This is a genomic window from Kosakonia sp. 1610 (assembly GCF_050435845.1).
In the GTDB taxonomy this organism is placed as follows: domain Bacteria; phylum Pseudomonadota; class Gammaproteobacteria; order Enterobacterales; family Enterobacteriaceae; genus Kosakonia; species Kosakonia cowanii.
The window spans coordinates 1,422,115-1,440,624 of sequence record NZ_JBNDKZ010000001.1 but is presented as its reverse complement, the minus strand read 5'-3'; the positions used below and the strand labels follow the sequence as shown (position 1 = coordinate 1,440,624).

The 18,510-nt window shown below is 56.3% G+C and carries 17 protein-coding genes; 7 read left to right on the top strand and 10 right to left on the bottom strand.

Going from position 1 to position 18,510, the window contains the following annotated elements; translation table 11 throughout:
• The first annotated feature begins 76 nt into the window (after positions 1 to 76).
• Positions 77 to 325, top strand: a complete 249-nt coding sequence (locus tag ABIC80_RS06925) for a biofilm development regulator YmgB/AriR family protein (RefSeq protein ID WP_429176212.1) — start codon at positions 77 to 79, stop codon at positions 323 to 325.
• A 60-nt stretch (positions 326 to 385) separates the two neighbouring features.
• Here the strand turns inward: ABIC80_RS06925 and ABIC80_RS06920 are convergent, their stop codons facing one another.
• The 5 genes from ABIC80_RS06920 to manA all read right to left on the bottom strand — a co-directional run bounded on the left by ABIC80_RS06920 (position 386) and on the right by manA (position 4,434).
• Positions 386 to 598 (bottom strand): hypothetical protein, encoded by a 213-nt coding sequence (locus tag ABIC80_RS06920; RefSeq protein ID WP_148285640.1) that lies wholly within the window; start codon positions 596 to 598, stop codon positions 386 to 388.
• Positions 599 to 761: 163 nt separating this feature from the next.
• The gene (locus ABIC80_RS06915) at positions 762 to 1,061 is read right to left on the bottom strand and encodes a hypothetical protein (RefSeq protein WP_148285641.1); all 300 of its coding nucleotides are present in this window, start codon (positions 1,059 to 1,061) and stop codon (positions 762 to 764) included.
• A gap of 91 nt (positions 1,062 to 1,152) precedes the next feature.
• Complete coding sequence (locus tag ABIC80_RS06910; RefSeq protein WP_054803867.1) at positions 1,153 to 1,404, bottom strand: hypothetical protein; 252 nt, start codon at positions 1,402 to 1,404, stop codon at positions 1,153 to 1,155.
• Positions 1,405 to 1,623: 219 nt separating this feature from the next.
• Positions 1,624 to 3,156 carry a YdgA family protein gene (locus ABIC80_RS06905; RefSeq protein WP_042715267.1) on the bottom strand — a complete coding sequence of 511 codons (1,533 nt, stop codon included), beginning with the start codon at positions 3,154 to 3,156 and terminating at the stop codon, positions 1,624 to 1,626.
• 99 nt (positions 3,157 to 3,255) lie between these two features.
• A complete protein-coding gene (manA, locus tag ABIC80_RS06900) occupies positions 3,256 to 4,434 on the bottom strand; it encodes a mannose-6-phosphate isomerase (protein ID WP_312277112.1) in 1,179 nt (392 codons plus the stop codon).
• Between the two features lie 199 nt (positions 4,435 to 4,633).
• On the opposite strand from manA, the gene fumA reads away from it, so the two are divergent.
• Both fumA and fumC read left to right on the top strand, forming a co-directional pair.
• Positions 4,634 to 6,280, top strand: coding sequence for a class I fumarate hydratase FumA (gene fumA / locus ABIC80_RS06895; protein ID WP_263752349.1), 1,647 nt, complete (start codon positions 4,634 to 4,636; stop codon positions 6,278 to 6,280).
• Positions 6,281 to 6,430: 150 nt separating this feature from the next.
• Positions 6,431 to 7,831, top strand: coding sequence for a class II fumarate hydratase (gene fumC / locus ABIC80_RS06890; RefSeq protein ID WP_200133095.1), 1,401 nt, complete (start codon positions 6,431 to 6,433; stop codon positions 7,829 to 7,831).
• Here the strand turns inward: fumC and tus are convergent.
• The 3 genes from tus to rstA form a co-directional block, all read right to left on the bottom strand.
• Positions 7,828 to 8,757 (bottom strand): DNA replication terminus site-binding protein, encoded by a 930-nt coding sequence (tus, locus tag ABIC80_RS06885; protein ID WP_263752347.1) that lies wholly within the window; start codon positions 8,755 to 8,757, stop codon positions 7,828 to 7,830. The genes fumC and tus overlap by 4 nt on opposite strands.
• Before the next feature lie 76 nt (positions 8,758 to 8,833).
• Positions 8,834 to 10,129: a two-component system sensor histidine kinase RstB gene (gene rstB, locus ABIC80_RS06880; RefSeq protein ID WP_288877774.1), complete on the bottom strand. Its 1,296-nt coding sequence runs from the start codon at positions 10,127 to 10,129 to the stop codon at positions 8,834 to 8,836.
• 21 nt (positions 10,130 to 10,150) lie between these two features.
• Positions 10,151 to 10,867: a two-component system response regulator RstA gene (gene rstA, locus ABIC80_RS06875; RefSeq protein ID WP_054803870.1), complete on the bottom strand. Its 717-nt coding sequence runs from the start codon at positions 10,865 to 10,867 to the stop codon at positions 10,151 to 10,153.
• 128 nt (positions 10,868 to 10,995) lie between these two features.
• Here rstA and ABIC80_RS06870 point away from each other — a divergent pair, with 128 nt between their 5' ends.
• Positions 10,996 to 11,331: a GlpM family protein gene (locus ABIC80_RS06870; protein WP_023481682.1), complete on the top strand. Its 336-nt coding sequence runs from the start codon at positions 10,996 to 10,998 to the stop codon at positions 11,329 to 11,331.
• A gap of 2 nt (positions 11,332 to 11,333) precedes the next feature.
• Here the strand turns inward: ABIC80_RS06870 and ABIC80_RS06865 are convergent, their stop codons facing one another.
• Together ABIC80_RS06865 and ydgH are read right to left on the bottom strand one after the other, a co-directional pair.
• Positions 11,334 to 12,716 carry an amino acid permease gene (locus ABIC80_RS06865; protein ID WP_429176210.1) on the bottom strand — a complete coding sequence of 461 codons (1,383 nt, stop codon included), beginning with the start codon at positions 12,714 to 12,716 and terminating at the stop codon, positions 11,334 to 11,336.
• A gap of 198 nt (positions 12,717 to 12,914) precedes the next feature.
• Complete coding sequence (ydgH, locus tag ABIC80_RS06860; RefSeq protein ID WP_023481762.1) at positions 12,915 to 13,859, bottom strand: DUF1471 family protein YdgH; 945 nt, start codon at positions 13,857 to 13,859, stop codon at positions 12,915 to 12,917.
• A 493-nt stretch (positions 13,860 to 14,352) separates the two neighbouring features.
• Here ydgH and pntA point away from each other — a divergent pair, with 493 nt between their 5' ends.
• The 3 genes from pntA (at position 14,353) to ABIC80_RS06845 (ending at position 18,504) form a co-directional block, all read left to right on the top strand.
• Positions 14,353 to 15,885 (top strand): Re/Si-specific NAD(P)(+) transhydrogenase subunit alpha, encoded by a 1,533-nt coding sequence (gene pntA, locus ABIC80_RS06855; protein WP_094419983.1) that lies wholly within the window; start codon positions 14,353 to 14,355, stop codon positions 15,883 to 15,885.
• A gap of 10 nt (positions 15,886 to 15,895) precedes the next feature.
• A complete protein-coding gene (pntB, locus tag ABIC80_RS06850) occupies positions 15,896 to 17,284 on the top strand; it encodes a Re/Si-specific NAD(P)(+) transhydrogenase subunit beta (protein WP_094419982.1) in 1,389 nt (462 codons plus the stop codon).
• A gap of 107 nt (positions 17,285 to 17,391) precedes the next feature.
• Positions 17,392 to 18,504 (top strand): mechanosensitive ion channel family protein, encoded by a 1,113-nt coding sequence (locus ABIC80_RS06845; RefSeq protein ID WP_200579505.1) that lies wholly within the window; start codon positions 17,392 to 17,394, stop codon positions 18,502 to 18,504.
• Positions 18,505 to 18,510: the final 6 nt, after the last annotated feature.

Sequence of the window (18,510 nt, the reverse complement as noted above, 5' to 3'; positions counted from 1 at the left end):
TATTTTTAGGGGCGAAATTAAGATCCTCCAGCCATGATGCGGAGGCCCGCTATTGGTATCTCTATTCAGGATGACTATGCAGACGACAACCACAGAAGAGCAGCTCAACGCTTATTTTGGCGCGAGTGCCGGTGATAATGAGGCTGAAAGGCAGGTTATTAGCACGATCCTTGCTAACCTGCGTTTGCAACAGCGTGATGTCACCCATAAACATCTCATCCTCGCGCTGGTTGGGCTGCTGGAAACGGAAGACGATCCCACCACGCTGGAGATTTATCGCCGCGCCTTAGAGCGGGTAGTGCAGAAAACGCCGGACGATATGTAAAACGGCACGATTGATCAATGAAGACGCCTTCATTGAGGACGAAGGCGTTTTTTACGCCAGTCAGGCGGAGTAGGTTACCCGTTCGAGGATGAGCTGCCGGGCGGCATCAAGCACGCGCTTCTGTCTGGGGTCGGTGGTTATACTGCTCTGTGCACGCAGCACCATTACAAGGTTGCTGGGTTTCACAGGCCGTTGAGAGTGCATAAGGTAGGTAGCGGCTATGCCGATGACCTCATGGATCTCTTCAGGTTCAACTTGCACATCGTCGTTCAATGACTCTCCCTTGTTGCACTGTTGATTCTCTCTTCCAGGCACGCCGGCCAGATCAAATCCACTGTGCATTCGTCGGAACATGCGAAGCAAGTCTGAATAGAAGGGTGAAAAGTAAGGGTCCGGTAGGGAACGCCAGACCTGATGACGAGTTGCTGCTGGAAAATCAGTGCTTGCGGGCTTTGTTATCGATGCCCGGGCCTGATAAAGGCAACCGGCTCTTTAAGCGGCTGACCTGTAAACTGCTTTTGCGCCCGCGTGAGGCCGGCTGGGTTTTATAGTGGTGAATACCGCTGATCGCACTTTGCAGCGCTTCGCGTCGTGTGCTGTCGGCTTCGCTCATCAGGGACTCTTGCAGTTGCCCAATCAGCGCATCGAAAGAGACATCATCATCTGAATCAAGCAGGGCCAGTACCGCCTCGCCCATTACCGTATCTACAAGCTTATCTGACTCATTTTTACTCATTCTGCCTCACACATTTGCTGCACCGTACAAAGGTTTCCCGGTCATGCATCTTAGTAACGTTATGCTGAACGTTATAGCGCATTCATTAAAATTATGGAAATGACGAGCCCATTTTTCTGGTGAAAATCAGCTTCAGCAGATCGCCATAGCGCGCTTCTGTTAACGGATCGTTGGCGTTATCGAGACGCGCTGCCAGTTTGATACAGAGACTCTGTCGGCTGACCTGGCCTTTTTCACGCAAAAGCTCGATCACGATTTCGCCTAACAACTCCTCTTGCGAGGGCGTGCAACCCGGCGGGAAGAACGCACTCTCATCCGGACCTTTACCCTGGAAACCTTTCACGACTGTCCTCTCTTCAACGGGCTAAATGCCAAAAGAATGATTTTGCATCAACGGACTGATTCGGTTATCAGCCTCGCGCTACAAAGCATTCAGCAGCCCCGAATTTTGCTGGCTAATAATAACTGAAAGAAATAGATAGGGAAGGGAAAAGGGGCTTACGGAGGATATATCTTCCAGGGGGAAAGCCAAAAAATGCCCCTCATGTGAGGGGCATTTTGCTTACTGCTGCGGGATTGCCGGCGGAGCGGGAGGAACCGCCTCACCCGGCACGGCTGGCTGCAGTGACGGCAGGCCAAACATGCCGACAAACTGCTCCAGCGGCATCTTCTCGCCGTTCAGCGTCACCTGGCCGTTGGCATACTGCAGGCTGGTGAGAATGGTGTTGTTCTCAAGGGTAGTGATGCGGAACATCTGGCCCATTGCCGCCAGGCCTTTCACCTGCTGGTTAGCCAGTTTCGCCGCATCCTCTTGCTGATACCCTTGCAGCTTCGCCACCTGGGTCATCAGTTCGGTCGCCATATCCACCGGAATGGAGAGCTTGCCGTCGAGAGATTTCACATTGCGATCGACCTGCTGAGCCAGCGTCTGCGGTGCGTCAGCGGTTTTTGCCGGATCTTTCAGGAACAGCGAGAGGTTAAAGGTCGATTCGCCTTTCGCATTTTTCCAGCTCAGCGGGGCAACGGTAATCACCGGCTCGCCTTTCAACAGCAGCGGTACGACACTGAGAAACGCTTCGGTCGCTTTCTGCTGGTACAGCTCAGGATTCTGGGCGATATCAGGCTGCGCCATCAGCGCGCGGATCTGCGCATCATACTGCTGCGTGGCCTGATGCCAGGCGTTGCCATCAACCTGGCCGACTTTCAGCGTCAGTTTGCCGTTGCCGAGATCCTGGCCCTGAACTTTCAGGCTGTTGAGGGTGTAATCGACCTGGCTGTTGATATTTTTCTTATCATCCGCCACGTCCGATTTCGCCGTAAGCTCCATCCCTTCAAGAATCGCCATCTCTTTGTTTTCAATAGAGATAGCAAGTTTATCAAGGCTCATCTTCTGGCTGCCGGTGCGCTCATTAAAGGCGCTGATTTCACTGGAGCCATCGGTTTTGAAGTTATTAAAGGAGAGCTGCACTTTCTGGCCAAACTCGTTAACCGTATCGACCAGGCCGCTTTGCGCTTCGCCGCTCACCGCGACCGCATTACCCTCTTTATCAGCGCTGACGCGGAAATTACCGCCGCCGAAAGCGACTTTCTCACCCTCTTTTTCGAAATTCAGCGCGCGCAGGTTGATGTCGCTGCGGGTATCACCGGCGTAGCCAATACGCGTTTCGGCGACGAACGGCGACTCACCTTTCGCCATCTCAAACAGCGCTTTGGTGACGTCATTATTGACCAGCTGCGTATGGACCGAGGCCATTGCCGGCGTCAGGCTGAAGGATTTTAGCTGTGCCAGCGGGAAGGGGCCGTGATCGACATTTTCATGCAGAACCACGCTCTGACCCGGCTTCAGCCACGGGCTGGTGGTGCCGGCAATCGGCTTGACCTGCAGGGTGAAGGTACTGGAGAAGAGGCTGCGTTTGTAATCCTGCGCCGAAAGCTCAACATTGGCGTCCGGCGCGCTGCGTTTGATCTGGGCATTTGCCTGGCTCACCATCTCGCCCAGACGACCTTCCAGCTGTTTCCCGGTATACCAGGCTCCGCCTGCCCAGACGACACCTAATGCAACAATAACCCCGGCGGCAACCAACGTTTTTTTCATAGCGCTTATCCCTGAAAAAGAAACCAGGCGGTGTAAACCGCCTGGACTGTCAATGAAGTTCGCTAAAGCTTAGCAATAGTTGCTTAAAACTTCAGTAACTTAGTCGATTTTATTAAACACGCGTGCCACCCGTCCGGTGCCGCTCGCGGCGACCGGCGACTCATCCGCGCCGATAAACGCCGATTCACCCGCTTTCAGCACCAGCGTTTGTTCACCTTTGCTGAGCACCGCTTCACCTTCGACACAGAAGATAATCGCCGCGCTCTGCTGCGCCAGCGGCGTTTCGTGGGTGGAGAGATCGTGCAGCGAGAAGGCAAAGTCAGCGACCGGGATCGGGAAATCGAGGGCGGCATCGTCACGAACCGGCTGCGTCAGCAGATCATCTGCCGCTTTCGGCGTGAATTTGACGTTCGCTACCAGTTCCGGGATATCAATATATTTCGGCGTCAACCCGGCGCGCAGCACGTTATCCGAGTTGGCCATCACCTCCAGCGCCACGCCCTGCAGGTAAGCGTGCGGGGTTTCCGCGAACAGGAACATCGCTTCGCCGGGGTTAAGTTTAACCACGTTAAGCAGCAGCGGTGAGAAGAGGCCGCTGTCGTCCGGGTAGAATTCGGCGATGGTGCGGATGGTGTTCCACGGCTCGCCATGCTCTTTATCAAGCACCGATTTCAGCACCGCCAGCGCGCGGGACTTCTCTTCGTTCTGCATATTGAGCAGCGCGGCAAAAAGCTCGCTCAGGCGCTCGGCACCGGGTGCCTGCAGGAAGTGGGCGATGGCGGGATGTGCCCCGGCGACAGGTTGCAGCAGGGAGACGATCTCAGAGAACTCGCGGAACGCGTTCATCGCCAGGAAAGGGGTGAGGGCAAAGACCAGTTCCGGCTTGTGGTTAGGATCTTTGTAGTTGCGCTCGGCGGCATCCAGCGGGATACCAGCCGCGTTCTCCTTCGCAAAGCCCAGCTCTGAGTTTTTCTTGTTCGGGTGAACCTGGATTGAGAGCGGTTGGTCAGCGCAGAGCACTTTAAACAGGAACGGCAGTTCGCCAAAGCGTTCAGCCACGGCATCGCCGAGCAGGCGGCGCTTATCGGCCTCAATCACCTCGCGCAGCGCGCGGGTTTGCCCCTGTTCGTCCTGCACTTTTGAGCTGCTCTTCGGGTGGGCACCCATCCATAACTCGGCCATTGGCAGATTATCCGGATTGGCGATGCCGTAGAGTTCCGTTAACGCACTTTTACTACCCCAGGCATAGTTCTGCACGGAGTTGATGAGTTTTTGCATTATCAAGCCCTTTTTTGATTAGGAAAATTATCGCGCCATTAAAGCAACAAACCCGGCGGAAGTAATCAGTGAGGGTAAAAAGTCGTACTAGTCTCAGTTTTTGTTAAAAATTTGTGTAGGATATGGCGACTCGCTTTAACACAGGCTGAGGGATCTCCTGCCTGAACAATAACCAAATCTTGCCGTAAGTGAGAGAACAATGTCGAACAAACCCTTCTGTTATCAGGATCCTTTCCCCCTCGGAGAGGATGACACCGAATACTATCTGCTAAGCCGCGACCACGTCTCCGTTGCCCAGTTTGAGGGGCAGGATATTCTCAAAGTCGATCCGCAGGCGCTGACGCTGCTGGCACAGCATGCCTTCCATGATGCGTCGTTTCTCCTGCGCCCGGCGCATCAGCAGCAGGTTGCCGATATCCTGAGCGATCCGGAGGCGAGCGAGAACGATAAATATGTCGCACTGCAGTTCCTGCGCAACTCGGAAATCGCCGCTAAAGGCATTCTGCCGACCTGCCAGGATACCGGCACGGCGATCATCATGGGTAAAAAGGGGCAGCGCGTCTGGACCGGCGGCGGCGATGAAGCCGCACTGGCGCAGGGCGTTTACAACACCTATACCGAAGATAACCTGCGCTACTCGCAAAACGCGCCGCTGGATATGTATAAAGAGGTCAACACCGGCACCAACTTGCCTGCGCAGATCGATCTCTACAGCGTGGACGGCGAGGCGTATAAATTCCTGTTTATCGCCAAAGGCGGCGGCTCGGCAAACAAAACCTATCTCTACCAGGAGACAAAAGCGCTGATCACCCCGGCGAAGCTGAAAAACTATCTGGTAGAAAAAATGCGTACCCTCGGCACCGCGGCCTGCCCGCCGTACCACATCGCTTTTGTCATTGGCGGGACCTCTGCGGAAGCGACGCTGAAGACCGTGAAACTGGCTTCGACCAAATATTATGACGCGCTACCGACCCAGGGTAACGAGCACGGCCAGGCGTTTCGCGACGTGCAGCTTGAGCAGGAGTTACTGCAGGAAGCACGCAACCTCGGCCTCGGCGCGCAGTTCGGCGGCAAATACTTCGCCCATGATATCCGCGTGATCCGTCTCCCACGCCACGGCGCATCCTGCCCGGTCGGCATGGGCGTGTCGTGCTCCGCAGACCGCAATATTAAAGGCAAAATTACCCGCGACGGCATCTGGCTTGAGCGCCTTGAGCAGAATCCTGGCAAATACATCCCGGAAGCTCTGCGCCAGGCGGGCGAGGGCGAGGCGGTAAAAGTCGATCTTAACCGCCCGATGAGCGAGATCCTGGCTCAACTGTCGCGCTATCCGGTCTCTACACGCCTGTCGCTCACCGGGACGATTATCGTCGCCCGCGACATTGCCCACGCCAAACTGAAAGAGCTGATGGACAGCGGTGAGCATCTGCCGCAGTACGTAAAAGATCACCCGATCTACTACGCCGGACCGGCGAAAACGCCGGAAGGGTACGCGTCGGGATCGCTCGGCCCAACCACTGCCGGGCGTATGGACTCCTACGTCGATCAGCTGCAATCCCAGGGTGGCAGCATGATTATGCTGGCGAAGGGCAACCGCAGCAAACAGGTAACGGACGCCTGCGCGAAACACGGTGGTTTCTACCTTGGCAGCATCGGTGGCCCGGCGGCGATCCTCGCGCAGAACAGCATTAAACATCTCGAGTGCGTAGCCTACCCGGAGCTGGGTATGGAGGCTATCTGGAAAATTGAGGTGGAGGATTTCCCGGCGTTTATCCTCGTGGATGACAAAGGCAATGACTTCTTCCAGCAGATCCAGTCTGGCCAGTGCGCCAGCTGCCTGAAATAGTCCCTGCCGCCCTGCGGGGCGGCTTTTTCCCCGTTTTGGCCGTTATAAAGCACGAACTTCACAACAACATTCTAAAAAGCATCAATACTTTTACCTGTTTGCAAGTGAGCCAGTCGAAAACCCTATCACTTTGTACCCAAGGAGAGAGTAATGACAACGCATCGCAGTGAGAAAGATTCGATGGGCGCGATTGACGTCCCGGCAGATAAGCTGTGGGGCGCGCAGACCCAGCGGTCGCTTGAGCATTTCCGTATCTCAACAGAGAAGATGCCGGTCTCGCTGATCCACGCCCTGGCGCTGACCAAACGCGCGGCGGCTAAAGTGAACCAGGATCTGGGGCTGCTGCCGGAAGAGAAGGCGCGCGCGATTATGGCGGCGGCCGATGAGGTGCTGGCCGGAAAACACCCTGACGAGTTTCCGCTGGCGATCTGGCAGACCGGATCGGGCACCCAAAGCAACATGAACATAAATGAGGTGCTGGCAAACCGCGCCAGCGAGATCCTCGGCGGCGAGCGCGGTATGGCGCGTAAAATTCACCCCAATGATGACGTCAACAAGAGCCAGAGCTCCAACGATGTCTTCCCGACGGCGATGCACGTCGCGGCGGTGATTGGCGTGCGCGAGCAGCTTATCCCGCAGCTTCAGGTGCTGAAAAAGACCCTCAGTGAAAAGGCCACCGCCTTTGCCGATATCGTCAAAATTGGCCGTACCCATCTGCAGGATGCAACGCCGCTGACCCTCGGCCAGGAGATCTCCGGCTGGGTAGCGATGCTTGAGCATAATCTTAAACATATCGAACAGAGCCTGCCGCATCTCGGCGAACTGGCGCTCGGCGGCACCGCGGTAGGTACCGGGCTGAATACCCATCCGGAATATGCTGAACGGGTGGCAAAAGAGCTGGCAAGCTTTACGCAGCAGCCGTTCATTACCGCGCCGAACAAGTTTGAAGCGCTGGCGACCTGCGATGCGCTGGTGCATGCCCACGGCGCGTTAAAAGGGCTTGCCGCGTCGCTGATGAAAATCGCCAACGACGTGCGCTGGCTCGCCTCCGGCCCGCGCTGCGGCATTGGCGAAATTTCGATCCCGGAAAACGAGCCGGGCAGCTCCATCATGCCGGGCAAAGTTAACCCGACCCAGTGCGAAGCGATGACCATGCTCTGCTGCCAGGTGCTGGGCAATGACGTGGCGGTGAATATGGGCGGCGCGTCGGGTAACTTCGAGCTTAACGTCTTCCGCCCGATGGTGATCCATAACTTCCTGCAGTCGATTCGCCTGCTGGCGGATGGCATGGAGAGCTTCAATGAGCACTGTGCGGTTGGCATTGAGCCAAACCGGGAGCGAATCGATCAGTTGCTGAATGAGTCGCTGATGCTGGTGACTGCCCTCAATACCCATATTGGCTATGACAAAGCGGCGGAGATTGCCAAGAAGGCGCATAAAGAGGGGCTGACGCTGAAAGCCTCGGCGCTGGCGCTCGGCTACCTGACGGAAGCCGAGTTTGACAGCTGGGTGCGGCCGGAATCGATGGTCGGCAGCATGAAGCCTGCCTAATCCGCCACGTAGAGGTGCAGCCGGGGAATGATTGGCGTTAACGGCTGCGCCTGCGGTTTGTAGCGGTGCTGAATGTTATCGGCGTTGTAGTCCAGCAGTTCGCCGACGTCCGGCACCGCGCCGCCATTCTCCTCCGATATCAGCGTGATAATCGGCGTCGGGCAGGCGTGCTGCACCTGTTTTTGCGAGCCGGCGTACCAGACGCGGGCGATAGGTTGTACCTTCACCGGGCGTTTGATCTTCAATCGCGCTTTTTGCGGCAGGGCGGCGACATCGTTGTACTCCTGCTGAACGCGCGCCAGCCACTCATCTCTGCTCCAGCCTGCCACCGCGCGCGGTGATTTCAGGCTCTTCTCCAGCTGCGCCAGCACCTCATCGCGGGTGAAATTTTTAATAATGTGCTTATTAGCCCAGCCGAAACGGATGGTCGCCGGTGCGCGCAGCAGTGTTAATGTGCGGTAAGCATTGAGGGTAATCAGCCCCGGCAGATGGCGATGCACCCACTCGAAGCGGGCCGTGGGCGCCAGGCCGGATTCAACCGTGACGATCTTTTCAAACGCCTGCTTGAGCGAATTAATCGTGTTAATGCGCGCCTCCAGCGCCTGCAACATCGCGTCACTTGCCTGATAACAGACCACGCCCGGCAGCCGCACGGCGGCTTTACTGCTGCGGTTTTCCGACTGCTGCTGAATAAAGAGGTGGGTGTAGTGGTTGAGCGCGAGGCTGGCCGCCGCTTTGCCGATATGCTGCTTCACCGCGATGGTCGGGAGCGGATCGTGCTCGGCCCCTTTGGCAATCTCCGGCAGGGTAAAGACGCGGGCGACCATCAGGCGGCACTCGCTCAGTTCAGCCTTCAGCGTCGCCAGCTCTCGCTCCAGCTGGCGAAAGGTGCTGTTCAGGCGGTCAATCAGGTCTAACGCGGCCATTGTGCACTCCTGTAGTTACAACATACTCATGGTTTATAGCACAGGAGCCGGGCATTAGCCACTGTGCGTTTAAGGGTTAAACAGGAAGCGGAAGGTTATGGTAGATCGGCCACTGGAAGGTAAATTTCGCGCCGCCAAGCTCGCTCTCGCCGCAGCTGACGCTGCCGCCAAAGGCTTGGGCGATGGAGTGGACAATCGCCAGCCCTAAGCCGCAGCCGCCTGTGGCGCGATCGCGGCTCGGATCGAGGCGCACAAAGGGTTCGAAAATACGCTCCCGTTCAGCCGGCGCAATACCTGGGCCATCATCTTCCACCGTCATGCTGGCAAGCGATCCCTGACGCTGCAACGTCACCTTAATCGTCCCTTCGCTGTAGCGCAGGGCATTGTTGACCAGATTATCCAGCACGCGCTCCATCAGGCGCATATCGAGCGCGCCATATTCATCGCCTGCCTGGCAGTCGAGCAGTAAGCTGTGCTGCGGGTTCATGCTGCGCGCATCGTCGAGATAACTGCTAAACCAGGCGGGCAGATCCGGTGTCGTCAGCTGCAACTCGGTCTGTGGGCGATCGAGGCGGGCATAAGTCAGCAACTCCTCAATCAACCCCTCCAGTTGCCCGATATCGCGGTTCAGCGCAGTGTGCTCGGCCTCGCTGAGGTTATCGCTCATCTCCAGCCGGTAACGCAGCCTGACCAGCGGGGTGCGCAACTCATGGGCGATGCCGTCAATCAGCTGTTTTTTACTGGCGATTAAGGCGTTGATATTGTCCGCCATCTGGTTAAAAGCGATGCCGAGCCGTTCGAAACTGGAGGCGCTATCAAAGTGGATGCGCTCCTCAAGATGGCCTTCGCCGAAGCGCTGTGCGGCAGACTCCAGCCGCAGCATCTCCTGCCAGTGCGGCCGCATCCAGATAAAGACCGGGAAGGCCAGCGAGATGGCAATCAACGCCATTAACCCCATATCCAGCAGCCGCGTTTCATGCAGGAAAAAGAGATAGGGCACCGGGCCGACCGCCAGCACATAGTGGCTGCGCGGGATGCGCTGGATAAAAGTGTATTCCGAATCAATCGCGACAATATCGCCCTCGCGCAGACGCTGGGCAGCCGCCGGATCGAGCTTGAACTTGTTCATCGGCTCGACCTGCAAATCGAACGAGAGATTAAGATCCAGCTCTTTTAAGGTCTTTGCCCACTCGTGGGGCGGGATTTCGCGCAGTTCGCTACGCATTAGATAGAGCGAGCTTTTCATCAGGTCATCAAGCGACTGGCGGCCGGCGCGCTCGGCGGTAAATTTGTAGACCAGACCGACCAGCATCGTCATCACCAGAAAGCAGACGAACAGCAGAAGGTAAAACTGGACGAACAGCTTTTTCATCGTGACACCTGGTTACGGATTTCAGTTGTCCCACGCATGGGGAGCAAACAGATAGCCTTTGTTACGGACGGTTTTAATACGATAGGGCTCAGTGGCGCTGTCGAGCAGCTTTTTACGCAGGCGCGAAATCGCCACATCAACACTGCGATCCATTCCGTCGTAGCTTACGCCGCGCAGGTTTTTAAGCAGCGCATCACGATCCATAATCTGCCCCGCGTGGGTGGCAAGCTCCCACAGCAGATCAAAGTCAGCGGTTGAGAGCGCCACCTCAACGCCTGCCAGCAGCACCTGGCGGTTAACGGGGTCAATCGACAGTGTGCCGAAGGTAATGGTTTTATGCTGTTTCAGCGACGGCACCGCAGGCTCGGCGGCTGCTGCGCTGCGCTGGCGTAGATGGAGCCGCAGTCGCGCCAGCAGCACGGCGGGCGGGGTGGTTTTCAGAATATAGTCGTTAGCGCCCATCTCCAGCGACAGGATATGGTTCATATCGCTATCAAGGGAGGTCAGCAGCACAATTGGCCCGTTCCACTGTTTGCGCAGATCGCGACACAGGGTCATGCCATCTTTGCCTGGCAGCATAATATCGAGCAGCACCAGCTCCGGGTTCTCCCGCGCGATCACCTCTTCCGCGCGATCGCCTCTCGGCTCGACAATCACATCCATATCGTGCTTGCCAAGGTATGCGGCAATCAGTGCACCCACATCCGGGTCGTCTTCTACAAAAACGATCTTATTCATAAGCCATCATAATGAGCAAAAACGTCAACATACACCGCCTTGATAGAACCTGCCATTACTCTTTTCTAAACGAACGCGCTTCCGCTATGCTGGCGGCCTATGTTGTTGAAGTGTTAACAGGAAAAATGATGGGATTGCTGATGAAAGCGGCGATTGGCGCGCTGGTGGTGGTGCTGATTGGTCTGCTGGCGAAAACAAAAAACTACTATATAGCCGGGTTAATCCCGCTCTTTCCTACCTTTGCGATGATTGCGCACTATATTGTCGCCACCGAGCGCGGTGTCGAGGCGCTGCGCACCACCATTATCTTTGGCATGTGGGCGATCATCCCTTACTTCCTCTATCTTCTTTCGCTCTGGTACTTCACCGCGTTTATGCGGGTAGGGCCGGCGCTGGGCTGTGCGGTGATCTGCTGGAGCCTCAGCGCCTGGCTGTTAATCTACTGCTGGAGTCGCCTGCACTGATCTCAGCGCACCAGCATCCAGGTGGCGGGCAGGGCGGCAACCAGCAGCAGGAAAATCAGGACTTTTTCGCGCTGCATCAGCGAGATGGTGTCGTTATGGGTGCTGCGGGCGTAGATAAAGACCAGCAGACCTGGGGCATAAAGCACCACTGAGAGCAGCAGGTGCATCGGGCCGGAGGCGTAGAGCAGCCATAAACCGTAGAGGCAAGCCCCAACGGCGACCATCCGGTGCAGCGGACGACGCGCGATTTTCAGCAGGAAAGCGCCAACCAGCAGGTAGGGCACGAGGATCATCTCTGAGGCAATGGTCAGCAGAGTGTTGTAATCCGAGCCGGTAAGCCAGATCAGCACCAGGCAGATCTGCACGCTGGCGTTGGTCAGCCACAGCGAGGCTGCAGGGGCGCTCTGTTTGTTCTGGTGCGCGAAGATACGCGGGAAGGCTTTATGCGTTGCCGCCAGCAGCGGCACTTCCGCCGCCATAATGGTCCAGCTCAGGTAGGCACCGCACACGGAGATAATTAATCCCGTCGCGATCACCACTTCGCCCCAACTGCCCAGCAGTTTCACCATCAGCCCGGCCATCGACGGGTTACGCATTTCTGCCAGCTCCGGGCGCGCGACCACACCGAGAGAGAGCAGTGTTACCAGCAGATAGACCGTCAGTGCCGCCAGCACCGCCAGCAGCGTCGCGCGGCCGACATCCTGTTTATTACGCGCACGGGCAGAGACCACCACCGCGCCCTCCACGCCGATAAACACCCACAGGGTGATCAGCATGGTGTTTTTCACCTGCTCCCACACCGGCACGCCGAGTGCTACGCCGCTAAAGTCGAGGGAGAATTTATTGAGGTTGAAGGCCAGCGCCGCCAGCACGACAAACAGCCCGAGCGGGACCAGTTTCGCCAGCGTTGCCGCCAGGTTGATGCTCGCTGCGGTTTGCACGCCGCGCAGCACCAGCGCATGAACAATCCACAGCAGCGCAGAAGCACCGACGATCGATTGCCAGGTGTTGCCATCGCCAAACAGCCGCAATGACGGGCTGTCAGTGAAGAAACTGAGGGCGGAGAAGACGATCACCAGATAGGAGACATTTGCGATCACCGCGCATAGCCAGTAGCCCCAGGCGGAGCAGAAACCAATCAGCTCGCCAAAGCCTTCGCGGGCATAGGTGAAGATACCGCCATCGAGATCCGGGCGGATGCGGGTCAGGATCAGCATGGCGAAGGCGAGAAGGATGATGCCGACGCCGGTGATCAGCCAGCCGATAATCAGCGCGGCAGGGCTGGCGACTTCCGCCATATTTTGCGGCAGGCTGAAGACGCCCGCACCAAGCATTGAGCTCAGGACCAGCGCAGTTAAAGCGCTAAGGCCAAGTTTCTTTTCCATTGTTATCCTGTCAAAAAAGCAACTCATCCAGAATAATTATTTTGCCGGAGCGCATAAATATGGTGGATATCACTAAGGCGCGGAATTTTACGGAGAGTCGTCAGGGCATGCAATGAGGGCGAGGGGAATTTTGTGAAAAAGGAGATAAAACTGAAAAAAAAGGCGGCTTTCTAAGCCGCCTTTTCTCTGAGCGACGCCTTATTTATAGAGGTCGGCGCTGATGGTCATGTTGTTGCCGCTTTCAGACCACTGACGCGTGATGTGATAGTACTTCGCGCCTTTTGCGGCGGCACGTTTGGCGACCTGATAAGAGATTTCAGTCATGTTGCCATAGTTGCCGGTGAACTTAACGCTGTCGAAAGGCACCATCTGCGCGGCGGTGATTTTATTCAGCTCTTCAATCTTTTTACCGTCCGGAAGCGTGACACTGTAACGGCCGCCGGTAGAGGATTGCGTTTCAAAGAAACGGCCGACGCCGACGCCTGCGGTGGCATCTGACGCTACGCCTGGAATTTCAACACGCTTCGCTTCTTCACCGCCTTTAGCCAGCGCGGCACGGCCCGCTTCGGAGTCGCGTGGGATGGCGTCTGCGCTCTGAATCACCCGTTTTTTCGCATTGGCTTTATAGATGAAGGCCGTAATCAGCTGGTTACCGCCCTGGTTGGCATCAACCTGGCGCACGATATAGAACGCATCAGCGCCCTTCGCTTTCGCCGCTTTACTGATAGCGTCGTTAACTTCCGGCTGGGTGCGGTAGAAACCCTGCACCGTCACGGTATCGTAAGGCTCGAGCGCAATGGCTTTATCTTTTGGATATTCGGTTACGCCATTGATCACGCGATAGGTCGGCTTGTCTGCTTTCGCCGCATCAGCTTTATAGAGATCGGCGGTGACGCGCTGGTTGCCGCTGTTATTGGCATCAGAGGTGTCAACAACATAAAAAGAGGCCGCGCCCTCTTTATCTGCGCGTTTGGAGACGGCGTTAACCGCATCGCCAATCGCGTTAAAACGTCCGGTAATCACGATGCGATCGTAAGGCTTCACCGCAGCGGCTTGCTCCGGTGTTAACTCTGTCGCGGCGTTAGCAGTAAACGCGGTTGCGGACAGAAGTGCTGACGCCAGGAGGGTGTACTTGAGCTTCATAAAAATAATCCTTCGCCTTGCGCAAACCATAAGTTGTTATTAATAAAACGTCGGTGATTATTGCATTTAAACCGCGCGACTGTCTGCGTCATTTTTTACAGAGTGTGCGCGGCCAGGGGGATAAACCATAACCTTTAGTGATATGTTGAAAAAATAGCCCCTTGACCAGCAAAAGTGATAAAGGTTATGAGTTTTTAAAGTTAATGTAATGTTAAAAGGGATGGTGGGGCGGAGATAAATCATGTTTTGCCGCTTCGCTTAAGCGGAATATCAGCCTTTCCACGTTAATTTAAGTCAAATAACCCTGTCAGCCCGCTTCAGCGCTTAATTTTCGCGGATTAGTGCAGCATTTCGCTTTTCTGACGGTGGATCGCAGGCGTTATTTTCAGTAGGTTATAGAAAGTTTGTTACTGTTTTATTTTCCGCACGGCGTTAATTAGCCACCGCGAAAAACGGACAAACCATCAACTAAAAACCGATGGAAGGGAAAACTATGCGTATTGGTGTACCTAAAGAGAGGTTGGCCAATGAAACCCGCGTGGCCGCGACGCCGAAAACGGTCGAGCAGCTACTAAAATTGGGTTTCACCGTCGCGATTGAGAGCGGCGCGGGCAAGCTGGCAAGTTTTGACGACGAGGCGTTTGCCCAGGCGGGCGCGACCATTGTCGATAGCGATAATGTCTGGCATTCGGATGTGATCCTGAAAGTGAATGCGCCGCTGGAGGAGGAGATTGCACTGCTCAATCCGGGCACAACGCTGGTGAGCTTTATCTGGCCTGCGCAAAACCCGGCGCTGATTGAGACGCTGGCGGCACGCAACGTCACGGTGATGGCGATGGACTCCGTTCCGCGCATCTCGCGCGCTCAGTCGCTGGATGCGCTGAGCTCGATGGCGAACATCGCCGGTTATCGCGCGATTGTTGAAGCCGCCCACGAGTTTGGCCGCTTCTTCACCGGGCAGATCACCGCCGCCGGTAAAGTGCCACCAGCCAAAGTGATGGTGATTGGCGCAGGCGTTGCTGGGCTGGCCGCCATCGGTGCGGCTAACAGCCTTGGCGCGATTGTCCGCGCATTCGATACCCGCCCGGAAGTGAAGGAGCAGGTGCAAAGTATGGGCGCCGAGTTCCTCGAGCTTGATTTTGAAGAGGAAGCGGGCAGCGGCGACGGCTATGCGAAGGTGATGTCTGAAGCCTTTATCAAAGCGGAGATGGAGCTCTTTGCTGCGCAAGCGAAAGAGGTCGACATCATCGTCACTACGGCATTAATTCCGGGCAAACCGGCGCCGAAACTGATCACCCGCGAGATGGTTGACGCCATGCAGCCGGGCAGCGTGATTGTCGATCTGGCAGCGCAAAATGGCGGTAACTGCGAATATACCGTGCCGAACCAGGTCACCACCACTGCTAACGGCGTCAAAGTGATTGGCTACACCGATCTCCCGGGCCGCCTGCCGACCCAGTCGTCACAACTCTATGGCACCAACCTGGTTAACCTACTGAAACTGCTCTGCGTTGAGAAAGATGGCAACGTGGTAGTTAATTTTGACGACGTGGTGGTGCGCGGCGTAACGGTAGTGCGTGAAGGCGAAGTGACCTGGCCGGCACCGCCGATTCAGGTCTCTGCCCAGCCGCAGGCCGCACCGAAAGCGGCCCCCGCTGCGCCGAAAGAGGAGCCGACACCGGCTTCACCGTGGCGTAAATATGCGCTGATGGCGCTGGCGATTGTGCTGTTTGGCTGGCTCGCCGATGTCGCACCGAAAGAGTTCCTTGGTCACTTCACCGTTTTTGCGCTCTCCTGCGTCGTGGGTTTCTACGTCGTGTGGAACGTCTCCCATGCGCTGCATACGCCGCTGATGTCGGTCACCAATGCCATCTCCGGCATTATTGTCGTCGGGGCGTTGTTGCAGATGGGGCACGGCGGCTGGGTCAGCTTCTTCAGCTTTATCGCGGTGCTGATTGCCAGTATCAATATTTTTGGTGGTTTCACCGTCACTCAGCGCATGCTGAAAATGTTCCGGAAGAACTAAGGGGTAACAAATGTCTGGTGGATTAGTTACAGCTGCATACATTGTTGCCGCGATCCTGTTTATTTTCAGCCTGGCGGGGCTTTCAAAGCATGAGACCTCCCAGCAGGGTAACAACTTCGGTATCGCCGGGATGGCGATCGCGCTGGTGGCGACCATCTTTGGTCCGGATGCAGGGAATGTCGCCTGGATCCTGCTGGCGATGATCATCGGTGGCGCAATCGGCATGCGTCTGGCGAAGCGTGTTGAAATGACCGAAATGCCGGAATTGGTCGCAGTGCTGCATAGCTTTGTTGGCCTGGCGGCGGTGCTGGTGGGCTTCAACAGCTACCTCGACCACAACCCGGGTATGGATCCGGTGCTGGTCAATATTCATCTCACCGAAGTGTTTATCGGTATCTTTATCGGTGCCGTCACCTTCACCGGGTCGATTGTGGCATTTGGTAAGCTGCGTGGGAAAATCTCCTCGAAGCCGCTGATGCTGCCGAATCGTCACAAGATGAACCTCGCCGCGCTGGTGGTTTCCTTTGTGCTGCTGCTGGTGTTTGTACGTACCGAAAGCGTTGGCCTGCAGGTGCTGGCGCTGCTGCTGATGACCATCATTGCGCTGGTATTTGGCTGGCATCTGGTGGCGTCGATTGGCGGCGCGGATATGCCGGTCGTGGTCTCGATGCTTAACTCCTACTCCGGTTGGGCGGCGGCGGCGGCGGGCTTTATGCTCAGCAACGACCTGCTGATCGTCACCGGTGCGCTGGTTGGTTCGTCCGGGGCAATCCTCTCCTACATTATGTGTAAGGCGATGAACCGCTCCTTTATCAGCGTGATTGCCGGTGGGTTTGGCACCGACGGCTCCTCCAGCGGTAGCGAAGAGGAAGCGGGCGAGCACCGCGAAATCAACGCTGAAGAGACGGCGGAGCTGCTGAAAAACTCCCACTCGGTGATCATCACTCCGGGCTACGGGATGGCGGTGGCGCAGGCGCAGTACCCGGTAGCGGAAATTACCGAAAGACTGCGCGCCCGCGGTGTGAAAGTGCGTTTCGGTATTCACCCGGTCGCCGGGCGTTTGCCGGGCCATATGAACGTGCTGCTGGCGGAAGCGAAAGTGCCGTATGACATCGTGCTGGAGATGGATGAGATCAACGATGATTTCGCCGATACCGACACGGTGCTGGTGATTGGTGCCAACGACACCGTTAACCCGGCGGCGCAGGACGATCCGCGCAGCCCCATCGCCGGTATGCCGGTGCTGGAAGTGTGGAAGGCACAGAACGTGATTGTCTTTAAACGTTCGATGAACACCGGTTACGCCGGCGTGCAGAACCCGCTCTTCTTTAAAGAGAATACGCAGATGCTGTTTGGCGATGCCAAAGCCAGCGTCGATGCCATTCTCAAAGCGCTGTAAGGTTTACTGCTTAACGATACCGCTCTTCGGAGCGGTATTTTTTTGCCCGCAGTAAGGCTTGTCAGAGCGTCTATACTTCTTGCTTGATCTTTTTATAAGGAGGAAGGATGACGTTTTTGTCACGTTTTGACTTTATATCCATCTTGATGATGCCCTCATTCTGGATTGGTCTTGGTACGGTGGTGATTGTGACGCTGGTGGTTTACTGGCTCTTCACCCACTTACTGAAAATGGTGCTGAAAGGCGCGCGTAGCTGGAGTGAAAAGCAGGGCGGCGTCGGCACATTGCAGCATGTGGTGGTGGATATGCTCAGCCGCACCAGCAGATTCCTGCTTTTTGTCGCGGCGTTACTCTTCAGCCTGCGCTTCGTCGACCTTCCCGATCACCTCTTTAACACCCTCGGGCATGCCTGGTTTTTAGTGCTGGCGATCCAGATCGCGCTCTGGCTTGATCAGGGCGTGGTGTCGTGGATGCGCCACCTGATGTACTCGCCTAATACCAGCAAAAACCCGGTCACTATGGTGATTGCCGGTCTGCTGCTGCGCATGATGCTCTGGACGATGATGCTGCTGTCGATCCTGGCAAACGTCGGCGTCAATATTACCGCGCTGGTGGCGAGTCTTGGGGTAGGCGGTATCGCCATTGCGCTGGCGGTACAAACCATTCTGAGCGACGTTTTTGCCTCGCTCTCCATCGGCTTCGATAAGCCCTTCGAGATCGGCGACTTTGTGGTGTTCGGCGACGTTGCCGGTACCATTGAGCATATTGGTCTCAAAACTACCCGTATTCGCAGCCTGAGCGGGGAGCAGATTGTCTGCGGTAACGCCATTCTGTTGCAGCAAACGCTGCATAACTACAAGCGTATGCAGACGCGCCGTATCGTCTTCACTTTTGGCCTGGCGCTCACTACACCGCCGGATAAGCTGCGCAAAGTGGGCGAGATGGTAAAAAACATCATCACCGACGTGGGCAATACGCGTTTCGATCGCGCCCACTTCCTCGGCTTTGGTACCGATCGGCTCAACTTTGAAGTGGTGCACATTGTTAATTCTGCGGATTACAACACCTATATGGATATTCAGCAGGAGATCAATATCCGCATCATGGAGCAGTTGGCGGCAGAAGGGATTGAGCTGGCGATACCGTGCGTGGTGGTGAAAGGAGGGCTGGCGGTAGAAACGCCGTCGGCAGAGCCGCAGAGTGAACAACCGGCAGTATAAAAAAAC

What these genes read in the sequence shown, in the direction of transcription:
- ABIC80_RS06925 (WP_429176212.1), top strand. Translation starts at nt 77, where the DNA reads ATGCAGACGACAACCACAGAAGAGCAGCTCAACGCTTATTTTGGCGCG.
- ABIC80_RS06915 (WP_148285641.1), bottom strand. Translation starts at nt 1,061, where the DNA reads ATGAGTAAAAATGAGTCAGATAAGCTTGTAGATACGGTAATGGGCGAG.
- ABIC80_RS06905 (WP_042715267.1), bottom strand. Translation starts at nt 3,156, where the DNA reads ATGAAAAAAACGTTGGTTGCCGCCGGGGTTATTGTTGCATTAGGTGTC.
- manA (WP_312277112.1), bottom strand. Translation starts at nt 4,434, where the DNA reads ATGCAAAAACTCATCAACTCCGTGCAGAACTATGCCTGGGGTAGTAAA.
- fumA (WP_263752349.1), top strand. Translation starts at nt 4,634, where the DNA reads ATGTCGAACAAACCCTTCTGTTATCAGGATCCTTTCCCCCTCGGAGAG.
- fumC (WP_200133095.1), top strand. Translation starts at nt 6,431, where the DNA reads ATGACAACGCATCGCAGTGAGAAAGATTCGATGGGCGCGATTGACGTC.
- tus (WP_263752347.1), bottom strand. Translation starts at nt 8,757, where the DNA reads ATGGCCGCGTTAGACCTGATTGACCGCCTGAACAGCACCTTTCGCCAG.
- rstB (WP_288877774.1), bottom strand. Translation starts at nt 10,129, where the DNA reads ATGAAAAAGCTGTTCGTCCAGTTTTACCTTCTGCTGTTCGTCTGCTTT.
- rstA (WP_054803870.1), bottom strand. Translation starts at nt 10,867, where the DNA reads ATGAATAAGATCGTTTTTGTAGAAGACGACCCGGATGTGGGTGCACTG.
- ABIC80_RS06870 (WP_023481682.1), top strand. Translation starts at nt 10,996, where the DNA reads ATGGGATTGCTGATGAAAGCGGCGATTGGCGCGCTGGTGGTGGTGCTG.
- ABIC80_RS06865 (WP_429176210.1), bottom strand. Translation starts at nt 12,716, where the DNA reads ATGGAAAAGAAACTTGGCCTTAGCGCTTTAACTGCGCTGGTCCTGAGC.
- ydgH (WP_023481762.1), bottom strand. Translation starts at nt 13,859, where the DNA reads ATGAAGCTCAAGTACACCCTCCTGGCGTCAGCACTTCTGTCCGCAACC.
- pntA (WP_094419983.1), top strand. Translation starts at nt 14,353, where the DNA reads ATGCGTATTGGTGTACCTAAAGAGAGGTTGGCCAATGAAACCCGCGTG.
- pntB (WP_094419982.1), top strand. Translation starts at nt 15,896, where the DNA reads ATGTCTGGTGGATTAGTTACAGCTGCATACATTGTTGCCGCGATCCTG.
- ABIC80_RS06845 (WP_200579505.1), top strand. Translation starts at nt 17,392, where the DNA reads ATGACGTTTTTGTCACGTTTTGACTTTATATCCATCTTGATGATGCCC.